Origin of the sequence: Methylorubrum sp. GM97 (genome assembly GCF_024347855.1) — a bacterium.
Lineage (GTDB): Bacteria > Pseudomonadota > Alphaproteobacteria > Rhizobiales > Beijerinckiaceae > Methylobacterium > Methylobacterium extorquens.
Window position 1 is genome coordinate 3,530,940 of the sequence record NZ_AP025942.1, and the last position, 14,855, is coordinate 3,545,794.

Sequence of the window (14,855 nt, forward strand, 5' to 3'; positions counted from 1 at the left end):
CTGTTCCGTCTTCGTCAGCCGTCGGCTGAAGCACCAGCCGCGTCTTATGACAAAATTCTGCCAATCCTAACCCAAGCGGGGCTGTTAGCGGCGGCCTGCGTGCTATTTGATCCGTTGTCGATCAGGGCTCGCCCCGACACACGCTAAAATGGGGTCCCGCCAGATGAAACGAATTCGCAAGGCCGTCCTTCCCGTCGCGGGTCTCGGCACGCGCTTCCTGCCGGCCACCAAGGCCGTTCCGAAGGAGATGCTCACCGTCGTCGACCGGCCGGTCGTCCAACACGTCGTCGATGAAGCCCGCGAGGCCGGCATCGAACACTTCATCTTCGTGACCGGCCGCGGCAAGGCGGTGATCGAGGATCATTTCGATATCGCGTTCGAATTGGACCACATGCTGCAGGAGCGCGGCAAGCAGGCGGCCTACGAGGAGCTGAAGAAGGACCTGCCCAAGGCCGGCCAGACCAGCTTCACCCGGCAGCAGGCGCCGCTGGGCCTCGGCCACGCCGTCTGGTGCGCGCGTGAGATCGTCGGCGACGAACCCTTCGCCGTGCTGCTGCCCGACATGCTGAGCCGCGGCTGCATGGGCCAGATGCTGAAAGCCTACGAGCAGCATGGCGGCAACGTCATCGCCGTGGAAGAGGTGAAGCCCGAGGAGACCCACCAGTACGGCATTGTCGCCGTCGGCGAGACGTTCGGCCAGACCTTCGAGATCACCGGCATGGTCGAGAAGCCCAAGCAGGGCACCGCGCCCTCGAACTACATCATCTCCGGCCGCTACATCCTCCAGCCCGAGATCTTCTCGATTCTGGAGCGGGGCGAGACCGGCGCGGGCGGCGAGATCCAGCTCACCGACGCGATGATCCGGCTGGCCGAAGAGCAGAAATTCTTTGGGCTGCGCTTCGATGGGCGCACCTACGACACCGGGTCCAAGATCGGCTTCCTCACCGCCAACCTCGCCTACGGCCTGGAACGGCCGGAACTGGCCGATGCCCTGAAAGCGGAGATTCGCGCGCTTCTCGGCGAGGCTTGATCCGGTTCCCGTTGCGCTTGCCGGACAGATATGCGCGGCGCACATGTGGAAACGGTTTCATCGCCCTTGCGATTTGTGCAGCGCGATGCGATTTGTGCATTGCGAGATCGCGATGGCGTCGCGGTCCCGCAGCCCTTCTTGGGCGTTTCCTCCCTAGACTTCGGGCCGTCCTTCGGGGCGGCCTTTTTTTGTCCGAAGCGTCGAGTCAGGAGGGCTGAAAGCCCCGTTCCGATCCGGGCGGCTACTCTGCTGCGATGCGGTGGGACGGCAGCTCGACCGTCTCGGCAGCGACCCCGGCAATGACCTCGGCGAGATGGTCCGCGAGTGTGACGAAGCCGGCCGTCAGCGCCAGCGACTGCTCGCTCATGTAGAGCGCCCGGTTGATCTCGATCTGCAGCGCGTGCCGCCCGAGGCCGGGCTCGCCGTAATGCTCGGTGATGAAGCCGCCGGCATAGGGCTTGTTGCGCACCACCTTGTAGCCGAGAGCCCTCAGCCGGCTCTCGAACCCATCGACCAGTGCCGGCAGGCAGGCCGTGCCGAAGCGGTCGCCGAGCACGAAATCGGCCTGTGCGCTCTCATCGCGCCCGAGACTCGAGGACGGCATCGAGTGGCAATCGATCAGGAAGGACCGGCCGAAGGTCCGTGCCGTGCGATGGATCAGGCCGCGCAGGGTTCGGTGATACGGCTTGTAGAGCGTCTCGATGCGCCGCACCGCCTCCTCCACCGGTAGCCGCTCCCGATAGATCTCCTGTCCGTCGGCGACGATGCGCGGCACCGTGCCCAGCCCTCCGGCCACCCGCATCGAGCGGGTGTTGGCGTAGGACGGAAGGCGGCCGGCGAACATCCGCGGGTCGAGCTCGTAGGGCTCGCGGTTCACGTCGAGATAGGCGCGGGGGAAGTTCGCCCGCATCAAGGGCGCGCCGAGGCCGACGACCGCAGCGAACAGCCGGTCGACATGGGCATCCTCCGAGCGGCGAAGGGCCAGCGCGTCGAGCCGGGAGGCCGCAAGGAAGGAGTCTGGGTAATGCGCGCCGGAATGCGGCGTGTTGAACACGAAGGGGATCGCGTGCTGCGCCGGCTCGTCCACGGCAAAGGGTGGATCGAACGCCTCGGCTCCGTCTGGCTGTGAAGGGCTCATCGAGAAGCGGGGGCCTGACCGTGGCACGGAAGGAACATGGCGCTACTTTGCGGCGCCTCGTCCGCCCTGTCCACCATGCGCCGCACAGGGCCGGGAGAGGAGGGGACAGCGCCCCGCGATTGTCGGGTGCGTCGCGACACCGGGCGCGTTTAACGCTCTGTTTACCAAGCCGACGCTTTATGAAATGAACACCCACCGAGCATCTCTCGCAAAGCGCCGACAGCGCTGTCATGCCCTCAAGCGGCATGGTAGCGACCGGCCTTTCCTGAGACACTCCAAGGCGCATGGGCACCGGGACGCCGTTCGATGAAGATCCTGCTCGCGGAAGACGACAACGACATGCGTCGGTTTCTGGCCAAGGCGCTCCAGAACGCCGGCTACGACGTGCTGTCCTTCGACAACGGCCTTTCCGCCTATAATCGCCTGCGCGAGGAGCCGTTCGAGCTTCTCCTGACCGACATCGTCATGCCGGAGATGGACGGCATCGAGTTGGCGCGCCGCGCCACCGAACTCGATCCCGACATCAAGGTGATGTTCATCACCGGCTTTGCCGCGGTGGCGCTGAACCCGGATTCGAAGGCGCCCAAGGATGCGAAGGTGCTCTCGAAGCCCTTCCACCTGCGCGACCTCGTCAACGAGGTCGAGAAGCTGCTGGCCGCCTAGAGCCGTATCCGGCCTGATTGCATCAGACCGGCGTCTCTAGACCTCTGTTTCGACGCGCATTCTTTCGACGAACCGGTGGCCACTTCGTCGGAATGCGCTGTAAAAGCCGCTTGAGCGGAGAGCCGGCGCAGCGATCGTCCGACTCTGTGACCCGGCCGCAGTAGGAAGATCCGCGCGGCTCGCCTATATCCGTCGCTTCTCCCCCATTCGGGCACGCGACGGACCTATGCAGCCGGTCACGATCTACACCACCGCCTGGTGCCCCTATTGCTCGGCGGCCAAGAGCCTGCTGCGCGAAAAAGGCGTGTCCTTCAACGAGATCGACGTCGAGAAGACGGCGGGCTCCCGCGCGACCATGGTCCAGCGGGCCGGCGGACGCACCTCGGTGCCGCAGATCTTCGTCGGCGACCGGCATGTCGGCGGCTGCGACGACCTCTACGCGCTGGAGCGGGCCGGCGATCTCGATCCGCTGCTCGCGGCATGACGGACCTGTCCGACCACAAGCCCTTCATCGCCGCCTGCGTGCAGATGCGCGGCGGGCGCGATCCGGCCGTCAACCGCGAAGCCGCCGTGCAGGCGGTGCGCGAGGCGGCCCGCCGGGGTGCCGCCTATGTCCAGACGCCCGAGACGACCTCGCTGATCGAGCGCGACCGCACCGCCCTGTTCGAAAAGGTCGGGCCGCAGGAGAGCGACGCCACGCTCGCCGCCCTCCGCGAGGTCGCGCGGGCGGAAAAGATCGTTCTTCAGATCGGATCGCTGGCGATCCGCGAGGGCGAGAAGATCGCCAACCGCGCCTTTCTGATCGACGCTGCGGGCGAGATCCAAGCGGCTTACGACAAGCTCCACCTCTACGACGTCGATCTGCCCAACGGTGAGAGCTGGCGCGAATCGGCGACCTATTCGGGCGGCGACTGCGCCGTGGTCGCGCAGACGCCCCTCGCCAACCTCGGGCTGACGATCTGCTACGACATCCGCTTTCCCGCCCTCTACCGGGCGTTGGCCGAGGCGGGCGCCACGGTGATGACCGCGCCGGCCTGTTTCACCCGCCAGACCGGCGAGGCGCACTGGCATATCTTGCAGCGCGCGCGGGCCATCGAGACCGGCTCGTTCATGATCTCGGCGGCGCAAGGGGGCCGGCACGAGGACGGACGCGAGACCTTCGGCCACTCGCTCATCGTCGATCCCTGGGGCCGCATCCTCGCCGAGGCCGAGGGCGACGCGCCGGGCATCATCCTCGCCGAGATCGACCTCGCGCGGGTCGCGGATGCACGCGCCCGCATTCCCACCCTGTCCCATGCGCGCAGCTTCGGCGTGCGCCGCGCCTGAAGCCATCCCATCTAAGCATCATCCCGAAAGGTGGCCTCCGGCTTTCGGAAGAGATGGTGCAAAAATAAGAGGATAGAGCATCCTTCTGGATCCGGTATCCAGGACGATGTTCTAAGGGTCATGATCCTTTTCACTCTCGCCTGTGATTCGGGCCACCAGTTCGAGAGCTGGTTTCCCTCCAACGCGGCCTACGACGAGCAATCAGCCCGCGGGCTCGTCACCTGTCCGTTCTGTGACTCGGCCAGAGTCGCCAAGGCACCGATGGCCCCGGCCGTGGCGCGCACCGACCGTGGCCGGGCCGAGACGCCGACGCCCACGGTTCCGGCGGCGTCAGCCGGGGTGCCGATGCCGATGCTCGCCGCCGAGCCGGAGCGACAGTTGCGCGCCCTGATGCGGGCCGTGCGCGAGCACGTCGTCTCGACCGCCGAGGATGTCGGCGAGCGCTTCGCCGACGAGGCGCGGGCGATCCATTACGGCGATGCGGAAGGGCGCCCGATCTACGGCGAGGCGAGCCCGCAGGAAGCGCGGGCGCTGGTCGAGGAGGGCATCGAGGTCATGCCCCTGCCGCCGGCCCCCGACGACCGGCACTGACGTCTGAGCAGTGGGGGATTAGACCCCGATGCGCTCGGCCGGAAAGCGGAGTTCGATGGCGGTGCCCGCCGGATCGCGCGGCCGGACGCAGATCGTCCCGCCGACCTGCCGGCTCAGAACATCGATCAGCGTCGCCTCGAAGCTCCCGTCGCCCGTGGCGCTCGGACCGATCCCGTCATCCTCCACCGCCACCGTGACGTCCGCCCCATCGCGGGCGATGCGAACGGTCAGCCGTCCGGCCCGGGACGGGAAGGCGTGGCGCACGGCGTTGGAGACGACCTCGTTGACGATGAGCGCGAGCGGCCCGGCCGCCTCGGGCCGGACGCGGAGCGGCGCGAGATCGAGCGCAAGCGCGATGTCGCGCCGGCCCGAGGCCTCGACCAGGGTTTCGGCGATCTCGCGGACGAGATCGCCGAGATCGTGGCCCGCACTCTCTTCCGGCGGGGCGGACTGGCGGTAGAGCGTGCTGAGGGCATCGATGCGCCCGATCGCCTCGCCGAGCGCCGCGCGAACCGCCGGATCGGCGCTGTTGCCGCTCTGAAGCGTCAGCATGGCCGAGATCATCTGGAGATCGTTGCGGGCGCGATGTCCGATCTCGCGCAGCAGCAGGGCGTTCGCGTCGAGGGCTACCTGCGTCCGGTCGCGCTCGGCCGCGAGCGCGTGGCGCTCGCTCACGTCGAACTGCGAGGCGAAGTAGAACAGCAGCGTGCCGTCCTCGTCGTGGACGGGGCTGATATACAGCGCGTTGTGGAAGGTCGAACCGTCCTTGCGGTAGTTCAGAAGCTCTTCATGCACGTCCCGCTCGGCATCGATCGCGGCACGGATCCGCGCCACCGCGTCGAAATCCGTGCCGGGCCCCTGCAGGAAGCGGCAATTGCGGCCCGTCACCTCCAGCCGCGTGTACCCGGTGAGCCGCAGGAACGCGTCATTGGCATAGATGATCGGATTGTCGAGCCGGCGCGGGTCCGTGATGATCATCGCCATGCGCGTGGCCCGCACGGCCGCCGCGAAGGGATCGCCCTTGCCGGAACGGACGCTGGCGCGAACCCGCTCCGTCAGTTGCCAGTCGTCGCCGGGCTCCATCTGTTCCCGATCGCTCCCCAGGTGCGAATGGCACGGCCGAAGCCGCCGAGGGCGCGGCCTCACCTGACCCTGTCGCCAAAGCAGACGGCGATGACCATATCAAGCGAAATCGAGCGGGATGCACACCGGCGCGCCGACTGCACGCCCCGCGACCACCAGAGGAAACAGCGATGCTCCTGTTCCGCAAGCGGCCCGAGATGCCGGCTCCGTCCGAAGTGCTGCCCGGCCGGCCGAATCCCCTCCCGACCGCCGAGCGCCATTTCGTCAACGGCAATCCCCTGAAGGGGCCCTATCCGGAGGGCGTCGAGACGATCGTGCTCGGCCTCGGCTGCTTCTGGGGCGCCGAGCGCAAGTTCTGGGAATTGCCCCAGGGCGTCCACGTCACCGCCGTGGGCTATGCCGGCGGCACAACGCCCAACCCGACTTACGAGGAGGTCTGCTCCGGGCTCACGGGCCACAACGAGGTGGTCCTGGTGGCCTATGACCCCGCCGTGCTGCCGCTGGAGGCCGTGCTCAAGACCTTCTTCGAGAGCCACAACCCGACGCAAGGGTATCGCCAGGGCAACGATGTCGGCACCCAGTACCGCTCCGGCATCTACACCGGCAGCGAGGCCCAGGCCGCGACGGCACGGGCGGTACGCGATTCCTACGCGCAGGCGCTCGACGCGCGGGGCTACGGGCCGATCACGACGGAGATCGTGCCGCTCGAGACCTTCTACTTCGCGGAAGAGTACCACCAGCAATACCTCGCCAAAAATCCCGGCGGCTATTGCGGGCTCGGCGGCACCGGCGTGTCCTGCCCCGTGGGTGTCGGCGTCGCGGCGGAGTGAGACTCCGCCCGGCCCCGACAAGGCCGGTCCAAGCTTGACCGTCTTGCGGGGCCGTTGCGCCCATGCCAAATCCCGGCCCCTCGGATGGCCGGGATCGAGAGACAATGCTGGAACGTGGCTTCGAACGCTTTCTCTTCGCCTGCCGGTGGCTGCTGGCGCCGTTCTACGCCGCGCTGACGATCGCGCTCGTCGTCTTGCTGGTGCGGCTGCTGCTGGAACTCGGCCACGTCGTCACGCACGCCTTCGAGTCCACCGAGTCGCAGACCATCCTCGGCGTTCTCGCGCTGGTCGATCTGACCTTCACCGGCTCGCTGCTGATCATCGTGATCTTCTCAGGCTACGAGAATTTCGTCTCGAAGTTCGATCACACGGACCACAAGGACTGGCCCACTTGGATGGGCACCATCGACTTCAGCGGGCTCAAGCTGAAGCTGATCTCCTCCATCGTCGCGATCTCGGCGATCCAGCTGCTGAAATCGTTCCTCGACGTGAAGAACTACAGCGACCGCGACCTCTCCTGGCTGGTCGGCATCCACATGGTGTTCGTGGTGTCCGGCCTGCTGATGGCACTGACCGACCGGCTCTCGGCCGGACACCACGAGAAGTAAGGTTTTTGCCCGCACCTGCGACTCAAGCAGCGACACGACTCATTCAAGTTCACGCTGCCTCGGAGATCGGGTCTTCTTGAAACCCCTCAGGCGGCTACCGAGGACTTGCTCTTGGCGCGCTTACTTTTGGCGCGCTTGCTCTCGGCCCGCTGGCGACGCGGAGCCTCCTCCAAGCCGATCGGGTAAGGCTTGGCCAGCGCGGCAATCGGGATCTTCCAAGCCTCGCTGACGGCCCGGATCTGATCCAGCGTCATCCCGCGCTTGCCGCCGAGGATTTCCGAAGCCCGCGAGCGTGAGCCGAGCAATTCGGCAAGCTCCGCTTGGCTACGCCCAAGATGCTCGATCGCGTAGTGCAGAAGCTCGATCGGATTGCTTTCCGGGATCGGGTAATGCCGGCTCTCGTAGGCTTCGATCAGTGTCGTCAGCACGTCGAAGCGCTCCGCCTCCGGCGTGCCGAACGCGGGCTCCCGTGCGAAGTACGGTTCGATCTCCCTGAGAGCCCAAGTCAGATCGTCGTCGTTCCGGATGGCCCTGACATCCATCATCCTACCGTCTCCGGATCGATCCGATCGTACTCGGCGTGGGTGCCGACGAATTTGATGAGCACTCGTCGATAGCGATAGGACACATGCACGATCAGGCGAAATTCGTTGCGGCGAATGTCGAAGATGATGCGATTGTCACCGACGAAGTCTACGCCCTTACCGAACGCGGCCTTGATGTCCTCGGGGCCCGACCAGTCCGCGGCGCTGACCTTCGTGTACCAGTCGGACAAACCACTCCGCGATCGCGGATGCGCCTCCCAGAAGATGCGGAGCGTTCGTTTGGCGACGATCTGCATGACAACGACTAGCATGTTCCAAAATTGGGAACAAGTGCCTTGTCAGGCACCTGCCGTGTCAAGTCGATGCCTTAAAGAGCGGACAGCACGCTACCGCGCGTGCAGCACCGCCCGGCAGGCGTCGGGCAGGCCGGCGAGCGTCATCGGCGGGCGGGGCTTCGGCGGGGTCTTGGGCTTGGGCGGGTTCAGCACTGCCGCGCTGAACCAGTAATCGAGTTCGGAGCCGCAGCCGTCGCCGGAGGGCGGGGGCGCCTGGTCATCGCAGGCGTTGTCGCCGGCCGGGCAGGCAAGGCGGATATGGTAGTGGTAGTTGTGCCCGTACATCGGGCGCACCTTGGTGAGCCAGCCGCGATCCCCGCCCGCCTCGCGGCATAGGGCCTTCTTGATCGCCGCGTTCACGAAGATCCGCGCCACCTCCGGCTGCTTGGCCGTCATGCGGATCAGCGCGGTATGCTGGCGCGTCCAGACGTCAGGATCGATGTCGAGCCGGTCCGAGCGCACCATGTCGGTGGCCGAGGTCTCCTCGCGCTCGGCCCGGGTCATGCGGTGGTCCGGCATCGGCGTGAGCCAGACGTCTACGTCGAGGCCGAGCTGGTGCGAGGCGTGGCCGGTGAGCATCGGCCCGCCGCGGGGCTGCGACATGTCGCCGACGAGAAGGCCGGGCCAGCCGGCCTGCGGCGCGCGGGCGGCGAGCCGCTCGATGAAATCCACGAGATGGGGCGTGCCCCACATCCGGTTGCGGGAGGGCCGCATCACCTGCCAGGTCGCACCGTCGAGGGGCAGTGCCTCGCCGCCGGAGAAGCAGCCCTTGGCGTAGGAGCCGAACGGCCGCGCCGGCCCGCTGGCCGGCCCGGTGACGCGGCCGAACAGGGCCTTGGCCGGCGTCGAGGGATCGTTCGGGTTGGCGAGCGGCGGCAGCGGCTTCGGGTTGACGCTGCCGCGGTCCTGCGCCGCGGCCGGGCTCAGCAGCGCCGGAAGGGCAAGCGCGAGGGCAGGGAGTGTCAGGCGGGTCAGCGGCATGCGCGGTGGCTCGTCCGGGATGGCGGGGCAGGATGGGGCAAGGGTGGGTGCCGCACCGGCCGGAACGTGCCCGGCCGCATGGGCGTTTTTTATGGCAAGCTGTAACAACGTTGCAGGATGATCGCCATGGATCCGGTTCGTTCCGAAGCTGCGGCCAATACGGCGCCCCCGCCCCGCAGCCTGATCGCCAGCGATCGCGTCATCGGCACCGAGGTGCGCCGGACCGACGGGAGCAAGGTCGGCCGCATCGAGCGGCTGATGCTCGACAAGCGCTCGGGCCGCGTCGCCTACGCGGTGATGAGCTTCGGCGGCTTCCTGGGCATGGGCGAGGAATACTACACGCTGCCCTGGGCGGTTTTGCGCTACGACCCGGGCCTCGACGCCTACGTCGTGGACATCACCGAGGCGCAGCTGCGCGACGCGCCCGCCCGCTCGCCGGAGGGCGGCGACCCGGAGGACGAGCGCGCCTGGGAGGAGCACGTCCACCGTTACTACAACGCGGCGCCGTATTGGGGGATTTGAGGACGTCTGAACCCTCTTCGGGACGACGCTCTACGGCCGGGTCAGGAACCCGATCGGCTCCCGCGGCGGTTGGCCGAGCCAGACCAAGACCGCGCCGAGTCCAAGCCCGAACAGGGCCGCCGGGACGAGGCCGAGCGGGGTCAGCAGAACCGTATCCGCCCAGGGCGCCACCTGCCGGATCGAGGTTCCGAGGGCGGTGATCCGCTCCTGCGGCAGGGACTGGATCAGTTCGGCGAGGCTCGTCACCCGCAGACCGTTATTGGCGATGGAGCGGGCGCCGTCGTAGCAGAGCTGCACGAAGCCCGCCGCCATCATCAGGAGCCCGAGCGCCCGGCTGAAGAACGGCAGTCCGAGGAAACGGGAAACGGTTCGCAGCATGTTCGCCCTCGCGCGGGATGACGGGCCGGAGGACGGACCATCTACCACCGCGACGCTTCCGGCCTGAGTAGGCCGAGGCCGGAGGTCAAGGCAAGCGGTCGGACCCGGCTCCGAGGTTCCGGCGCGGGCTCGCCTCCCGCGCGGTCGCCCGGGCGAGCAGCACGGCACCGAACAGCGCCGAGAGCAGCGAGCCGCCGAGGACGCCGAGCTTGGTCTCGGTCTCGTGCAGGCCATCCGTGAAGGCGAGCGCACCGATGAACAGGCTCATGGTGAAGCCGATGCCGCAGAGGAGCGCGACGCCGTAGACTTGAACCCAGGTCGCCCCCGCCGGGCGGGAAACGAGGCCAAGGGCGGCGGCGATCCGCACGCTCGCGAAGATGCCGACCTGCTTGCCGATGAACAGGCCGAGCGCGACGCCGAGCGTCACGGGCTCGATCAGCGCCTGCGCCGGCAAGCCGAGGAGCGTCACCCCGGCATTGGCGAAGCCGAAGATCGGCACGATCAGGAACGAGACCCAGGGCGTCAGGGCGTGCTCCAGACGGTGCAGGGGCGAGGTCGTGTCCTCCGGTCGGCCCGGACTCGGGCGGATCGGCACGAACAGGGCGAGCAGCACGCCGGCCACCGTGGCGTGAACGCCGGAGCGCAGGACGAACACCCAGAGGACGAGGCCCGCGAGGAGATAGGGCAGGAGCGCGCGCACACCGAGGCGGTTGAGGGCAAACAGCACGGCCAGCATCCCGGCCGAGGCCGCCAGCATCGTGGTATCGAGCTGCCCCGTATAGAACAGCGCGATGATGACCACGGCGCCGAGATCGTCGACGATGGCCACCGCCGACAGGAAGATCTTGAGTGAAACGGGCACGCGCGAGCCCAGCAGCGCGAGGACGCCCAGCGCGAAGGCGATGTCGGTGGCGGCGGGGATCGCCCAGCCCCGAGCCGTGGACTGCCCGGCGTTGAAGGCAAGGTAGACCAGGGCCGGCACGGCCATGCCCGCCGCGGCGGCAAGGCCCGGCAGCACCCGGTCGGGCCATGTGCGCAGGCGCCCGTCCAGTCCCTCGCGCTTGATCTCGAGGCCCACCAGCAGGAAGAACACGACCATCAGGCCGTCGTTGATCCAGTGCATCAGGCTCAAGGGCCCGAGATGGATGTGCAGGAGGTCGTGATAGGCCTGCGCCAGGGGCGAATTGGCGACCACGAGCGCGGCGCCGGCCGCGGCCATGAGCACGATGCCGCCGGCCGCCTCGTTCGTGAGAAAGCGGCGCGTTGCCGAGTACGAGCGTTGCAGAGGGCGCGGGAGCGCACGGACGGAGGGGGGCGGCGGCTTCATGCCGTGACCCGTTGCCCGCCCTGGGCCGGCACCGCAACCCGCTGGCTTGGAAAATCGGACACCTCGGAAAATCAGGAGGACTTCGCCAGCGCCGCCCGGATCAGCCGCTTGCCGTCCTCGCTCGACCATTCGGCCGGCCCCTTCATCACGCCGAGTGTGCAGCCCTTGGCATCGATCAGCATCGTCGTCGGCAGCCCCGTGGAGCCGACCGCCGACTGAATCACCGGCAGCACCTTGCCCTCGGGGTCGCCGTAATAGGTCAGATGCGCGATGCCGTTGGCCTTGAACCATGCGGGCGGCTTGTCGAGATTGCGTGTCTCGACATTGATCGCCACCACTTGGAAGCTGTCGCCGCCGAGTTCCGCCTGAAGGCGATCGAGGGCTGGCATCTCCGCCTTGCAGGGGGCGCACCACGTCGCCCACAAGTTCACCAGGAGCAGTTTTCCGCGCAAGGACGCGAGATCGGTCGGCGCGCCGTCCGGGCCCTTGAAGGCGACGGCGGGTGCCGGCTTCGGGGGAGCGGAGGCGTCGAAAGCGGCGACGTCGCCGCGGGCCAGCGGCGCGAGCCGGGCCGCGACCGGGGCGGCTTCGGCGCAGGGGCCGGAGGCCGCGAGGTTGCCGAGGTTCGAGCCCGTCCCGTATAGGGCGAGGCCGCCGACGAGGACGGCGGCGAGCGCGCCGCCCGCGGCAAGGATTTTCGGGGTCGCCTTCAAGGCTGAACCTCGTTTCGCGTGCGGAAGGTGGGATCAGCCATGAGCAACCGGATGTGGGGTGGACGCTTCGCCAGCGGCCCGGCCGAGATCATGGAGGAGATCAACGCCTCCATCGGGTTCGACAGGCGTCTGGCGTCCCAGGACATCCGCGGCTCGCTGGCGCATGTCGCGATGCTGGGGAGCCAAGGCATCCTGCCGGCCGAGGATGTGGCAGCCATCGAAGCCGGGCTCAAGTCCGTCGAGGCGGAGATCGCGCGCGGCGAATTCGTCTTCCGGCGCGAGTTGGAGGACATCCACATGGCGGTGGAGAGCCGCCTGACCGAGATCGTCGGCCCCGCTGCCGGGCGCCTGCACACCGCCCGCTCGCGCAACGATCAGGTCGCCACGGACATGCGGCTGTGGGTGCGCGACACCCTCGACGCCCTCGACGCGCAGGTCGCCGACCTCCAGCGGGCGCTGGCCGAGACGGCGGTGAAACATGCCGGGACGGTGATGCCGGGCTTCACCCACCTGCAATCGGCCCAGCCCGTCATCTTCGGCCATCACTGCCTCGCCTATGTCGAGATGCTGGCGCGCGACCGCGGCCGGTTCCACGACGCGCGGGCGCGGCTCAACGAATGCCCGCTCGGCGCTGCCGCACTCGCCGGCACCTCCTTCCCGATCGACCGGCACGCCACGGCCGCCGCCCTCGGCTTCGACCGGCCGACCGCGAACTCGCTCGATTCCGTGGCCGACCGCGACTTCGCGCTGGAATCGCTCTCGGCGGCCTCGATCTGCGCGGTCCACCTCTCGCGCTTCGCCGAAGAGCTGGTGGTGTGGACCTCGGCGCAGTTCGGCTTCGTGCGGCTCTCCGACGGCTTCACCACCGGCTCGTCGATCATGCCGCAGAAGCGCAATCCCGACGCCGCCGAACTCGTGCGCGCCAAGGCGGGGCGCATCATCGGCGCGCTCACCGGCCTGCTCATCGTGATGAAGGGGCTGCCGCTCGCCTATTCGAAGGACATGCAGGAGGACAAGGAGGGCACCTTCGACGCCCTGCAATCGCTCTCGCTGTGCCTTGCCGCCATGGCCGGCATGGTGCGCGACCTTGAACCCGTGGCCGAGACGCTCAAGCGCGCGGCGGGTTCGGGCTACGCCACCGCCACTGATCTGGCCGACTGGCTGGTGCGCGAGCTGAACATGCCGTTCCGCCAGGCCCACCACGTCACCGGCCGCGTCGTCGCGGCGGCCTCCGAGCGCGGGATCGGGCTGGAGGAACTCTCCCTCCAGGACATGCAGGCGATCGAGCCGGGCATCACGGACGCCGTCTTCGCGGTCCTCGGCGTCGAGAACTCGGTGGCGAGCCGCACCAGCTACGGCGGCACCGCACCGGACAACGTGCGCCGGCAGGCGGAAGGCTGGCTGGAAAAGCTCGGCCCTGTGGAGAAGTAAAAGCAGCCCTGCGGGAACGGGCACGGAAAATGCGGCGTTCAGGTTTCAGCTAACTGAGCTTGGCTATCCGACTGTCCGAACCTGCGGAGTGCCGTCATGAATGTTGAGAGTTGGATCACCGTCGAGGAGACGCCTGCCCTGGCGGCGGAGGCCATGGCGGTCATCGACGCTCGCCTCGCACGGCTCACCGATGCGGAGCGGGGCGCCTTCTGGGCCTCAATCCGCAAGGCCTACAACACCCCCTACAACGATCCGGAGAAGCCGGCGCAGCCCAAGCCGGTCGAGCCGGCGCCCGGCACCATTCCGTCGGCAGTCGAGATCCGTCTGCCGGCGATCGATCCGTCGATCGACCTGCCCGCGGCCGCGCTCGCTTCGGCGACGCTCGCCGCGGAGATGCGGGCGGCCTGACACGGCGCCCAACCGCTTCAGGCTGCCTCGACGGGTGCGGCCCATGGCCGTTTTCGGTTAATCGGAGCGGTCAGGGGTTTCCTGTTACGCTGCGGCCCGTCATCTTGACGGCGCGTGAAGAGGGCCGACCCGGCCGTCCGTACACCCGAGTAACGATGCAGCGGCACCGCCTTTCGATCTCTCATCCCGCCTTTGGTTGCGGCCGCCCCCTCGCGGCCCTCGCGCTGGCCGCCGCGGCTGCCGCGGCACTGCCCGGTCCGTCGGGGCGTGCGCTCGCACAGGAGGGCATACAGGGAGCGGAGATCATCCTCGCCCGGTCGAGCCGCCGCGAGCCGAAGAGTTCGGCGCTTCCGCCGGGGATGCAACAGGCCGTCCCGCTGGCGGTCTTCGGCGACTGGAACGTCTTCACCAACGGCGCGCAGGGCCGCGACAAGCTCTGCTACGTCATCGCCCAGCCGACGACCCGCAGCCCCAAGACGCTCGCGCGCGACACCGGCTACCTGTTCGTCACCTTCCCCAAGGGCGGCGCCCAGGGGGAGATCGCGGTGATGCTCGGCTTCAAGCCGAAGCCGGCCGCCGCGCAAGCAAAGCCCGGCGCCGCCGCCGCCCCGAGCGACCCCTACCTCACGGTCGGGAGCACCCGCTACGGCCTCGTGGCGAAGGACGAGAACGCCTGGATCCAGAACCAGGCCGACGAGCCGCGCATCGTCACGGAGATGAGCCGGACCCAGACCGCGACGGTCCGCACGACCTCTCAGCGCGGCAAGCCGACTCAGGACGACTACGCGTTGGGCGGCTTCGCCGACGCGCTCAAGCGCGCACGCGAGGAGTGCAAGTAGGTCTTCGCATCGGAGGGCTGCATCGCCGGCCTTCCCCGCGGGCCCACCGACCCGGGACTGTCACGAACGGACGTGGCCGTCTCGCGATCGAAGACGCTTCTGAAACG

The 14,855-nt window shown here is 68.2% G+C and carries 19 protein-coding genes; 11 read left to right on the plus strand and 8 right to left on the minus strand.

Annotation, left to right across the window (positions count from 1 at the left end; translation table 11 throughout):
* The first annotated feature begins 163 nt into the window (after window positions 1-163).
* The gene (gene galU, locus MSPGM_RS16375) at window positions 164-1,030 is read left to right on the plus strand and encodes a UTP--glucose-1-phosphate uridylyltransferase GalU (protein WP_012753286.1); all 867 of its coding nucleotides are present in this window, start codon (window positions 164-166) and stop codon (window positions 1,028-1,030) included.
* 241 nt (window positions 1,031-1,271) lie between these two features.
* Here galU and MSPGM_RS16380 read toward each other — a convergent pair whose 3' ends face one another.
* Window positions 1,272-2,168 (minus strand): N-formylglutamate amidohydrolase, encoded by an 897-nt coding sequence (locus tag MSPGM_RS16380; RefSeq protein ID WP_003603131.1) that lies wholly within the window; start codon window positions 2,166-2,168, stop codon window positions 1,272-1,274.
* Between the two features lie 306 nt (window positions 2,169-2,474).
* On the opposite strand from MSPGM_RS16380, the gene cpdR reads away from it, so the two are divergent.
* The 4 genes from cpdR (at window position 2,475) to MSPGM_RS16400 (ending at window position 4,748) form a co-directional block, all read left to right on the plus strand.
* A complete protein-coding gene (cpdR, locus tag MSPGM_RS16385; RefSeq protein ID WP_003603128.1) occupies window positions 2,475-2,831 on the plus strand; it encodes a cell cycle two-component system response regulator CpdR in 357 nt (118 codons plus the stop codon).
* A gap of 226 nt (window positions 2,832-3,057) precedes the next feature.
* The gene (grxC, locus tag MSPGM_RS16390; protein WP_003603127.1) at window positions 3,058-3,315 is read left to right on the plus strand and encodes a glutaredoxin 3; all 258 of its coding nucleotides are present in this window, start codon (window positions 3,058-3,060) and stop codon (window positions 3,313-3,315) included.
* Window positions 3,312-4,157, plus strand: a complete 846-nt coding sequence (locus tag MSPGM_RS16395) for a carbon-nitrogen hydrolase family protein (RefSeq protein WP_003603126.1) — start codon at window positions 3,312-3,314, stop codon at window positions 4,155-4,157. The genes grxC and MSPGM_RS16395 overlap by 4 nt, the downstream gene beginning before the upstream one ends.
* 120 nt (window positions 4,158-4,277) lie before the next feature.
* Entirely contained in the window at window positions 4,278-4,748 is a 471-nt protein-coding gene (locus tag MSPGM_RS16400; protein ID WP_003603124.1) for a DUF1178 family protein, read from the plus strand.
* An 18-nt stretch (window positions 4,749-4,766) separates the two neighbouring features.
* Here the strand turns inward: MSPGM_RS16400 and MSPGM_RS16405 are convergent, their stop codons facing one another.
* A complete protein-coding gene (locus MSPGM_RS16405; RefSeq protein ID WP_003603123.1) occupies window positions 4,767-5,831 on the minus strand; it encodes a PAS domain-containing protein in 1,065 nt (354 codons plus the stop codon).
* A 170-nt stretch (window positions 5,832-6,001) separates the two neighbouring features.
* On the opposite strand from MSPGM_RS16405, the gene msrA reads away from it, so the two are divergent.
* Both msrA and MSPGM_RS16415 read left to right on the plus strand, forming a co-directional pair.
* Entirely contained in the window at window positions 6,002-6,661 is a 660-nt protein-coding gene (msrA, locus tag MSPGM_RS16410; RefSeq protein WP_003603122.1) for a peptide-methionine (S)-S-oxide reductase MsrA, read from the plus strand.
* Window positions 6,662-6,765: 104 nt separating this feature from the next.
* A complete protein-coding gene (locus tag MSPGM_RS16415; RefSeq protein WP_003603121.1) occupies window positions 6,766-7,269 on the plus strand; it encodes a TIGR00645 family protein in 504 nt (167 codons plus the stop codon).
* Window positions 7,270-7,355: 86 nt separating this feature from the next.
* On the opposite strand, the gene MSPGM_RS16420 is transcribed toward MSPGM_RS16415, so the two are convergent.
* The 3 genes from MSPGM_RS16420 to mepA form a co-directional block, all read right to left on the minus strand.
* Window positions 7,356-7,814 (minus strand): type II toxin-antitoxin system HigA family antitoxin, encoded by a 459-nt coding sequence (locus tag MSPGM_RS16420; RefSeq protein WP_003603119.1) that lies wholly within the window; start codon window positions 7,812-7,814, stop codon window positions 7,356-7,358.
* A complete protein-coding gene (locus tag MSPGM_RS16425; protein WP_012753289.1) occupies window positions 7,811-8,110 on the minus strand; it encodes a type II toxin-antitoxin system HigB family toxin in 300 nt (99 codons plus the stop codon). Before MSPGM_RS16425 ends, MSPGM_RS16420 begins: the two co-directional genes overlap by 4 nt.
* Before the next feature lie 90 nt (window positions 8,111-8,200).
* A complete protein-coding gene (mepA, locus tag MSPGM_RS16430; RefSeq protein ID WP_003603114.1) occupies window positions 8,201-9,130 on the minus strand; it encodes a penicillin-insensitive murein endopeptidase in 930 nt (309 codons plus the stop codon).
* Window positions 9,131-9,256: 126 nt separating this feature from the next.
* On the opposite strand from mepA, the gene MSPGM_RS16435 reads away from it, so the two are divergent.
* Window positions 9,257-9,652 carry a PRC-barrel domain-containing protein gene (locus tag MSPGM_RS16435; RefSeq protein WP_003603113.1) on the plus strand — a complete coding sequence of 132 codons (396 nt, stop codon included), beginning with the start codon at window positions 9,257-9,259 and terminating at the stop codon, window positions 9,650-9,652.
* Window positions 9,653-9,682: 30 nt separating this feature from the next.
* Here the strand turns inward: MSPGM_RS16435 and MSPGM_RS16440 are convergent, their stop codons facing one another.
* The 3 genes from MSPGM_RS16440 to tlpA form a co-directional block, all read right to left on the minus strand.
* Window positions 9,683-10,030, minus strand: a complete 348-nt coding sequence (locus MSPGM_RS16440; protein WP_003603112.1) for a hypothetical protein — start codon at window positions 10,028-10,030, stop codon at window positions 9,683-9,685.
* A gap of 85 nt (window positions 10,031-10,115) precedes the next feature.
* Window positions 10,116-11,357 (minus strand): Na+/H+ antiporter NhaA, encoded by a 1,242-nt coding sequence (nhaA, locus tag MSPGM_RS16445; RefSeq protein ID WP_003603111.1) that lies wholly within the window; start codon window positions 11,355-11,357, stop codon window positions 10,116-10,118.
* A gap of 71 nt (window positions 11,358-11,428) precedes the next feature.
* Window positions 11,429-12,070 carry a thiol:disulfide interchange protein TlpA gene (gene tlpA / locus MSPGM_RS16450; protein WP_012753290.1) on the minus strand — a complete coding sequence of 214 codons (642 nt, stop codon included), beginning with the start codon at window positions 12,068-12,070 and terminating at the stop codon, window positions 11,429-11,431.
* Between the two features lie 39 nt (window positions 12,071-12,109).
* Between tlpA and argH the strand changes: the two genes are divergently transcribed.
* The 3 genes from argH to MSPGM_RS16465 all read left to right on the plus strand — a co-directional run bounded on the left by argH (window position 12,110) and on the right by MSPGM_RS16465 (window position 14,748).
* The gene (gene argH, locus MSPGM_RS16455) at window positions 12,110-13,501 is read left to right on the plus strand and encodes an argininosuccinate lyase (protein ID WP_003604181.1); all 1,392 of its coding nucleotides are present in this window, start codon (window positions 12,110-12,112) and stop codon (window positions 13,499-13,501) included.
* Between the two features lie 96 nt (window positions 13,502-13,597).
* The gene (locus MSPGM_RS16460) at window positions 13,598-13,909 is read left to right on the plus strand and encodes a hypothetical protein (protein WP_003604180.1); all 312 of its coding nucleotides are present in this window, start codon (window positions 13,598-13,600) and stop codon (window positions 13,907-13,909) included.
* A gap of 155 nt (window positions 13,910-14,064) precedes the next feature.
* Window positions 14,065-14,748 carry a hypothetical protein gene (locus MSPGM_RS16465; RefSeq protein ID WP_003604179.1) on the plus strand — a complete coding sequence of 228 codons (684 nt, stop codon included), beginning with the start codon at window positions 14,065-14,067 and terminating at the stop codon, window positions 14,746-14,748.
* The last annotated feature ends 107 nt before the right edge of the window (window positions 14,749-14,855 follow it).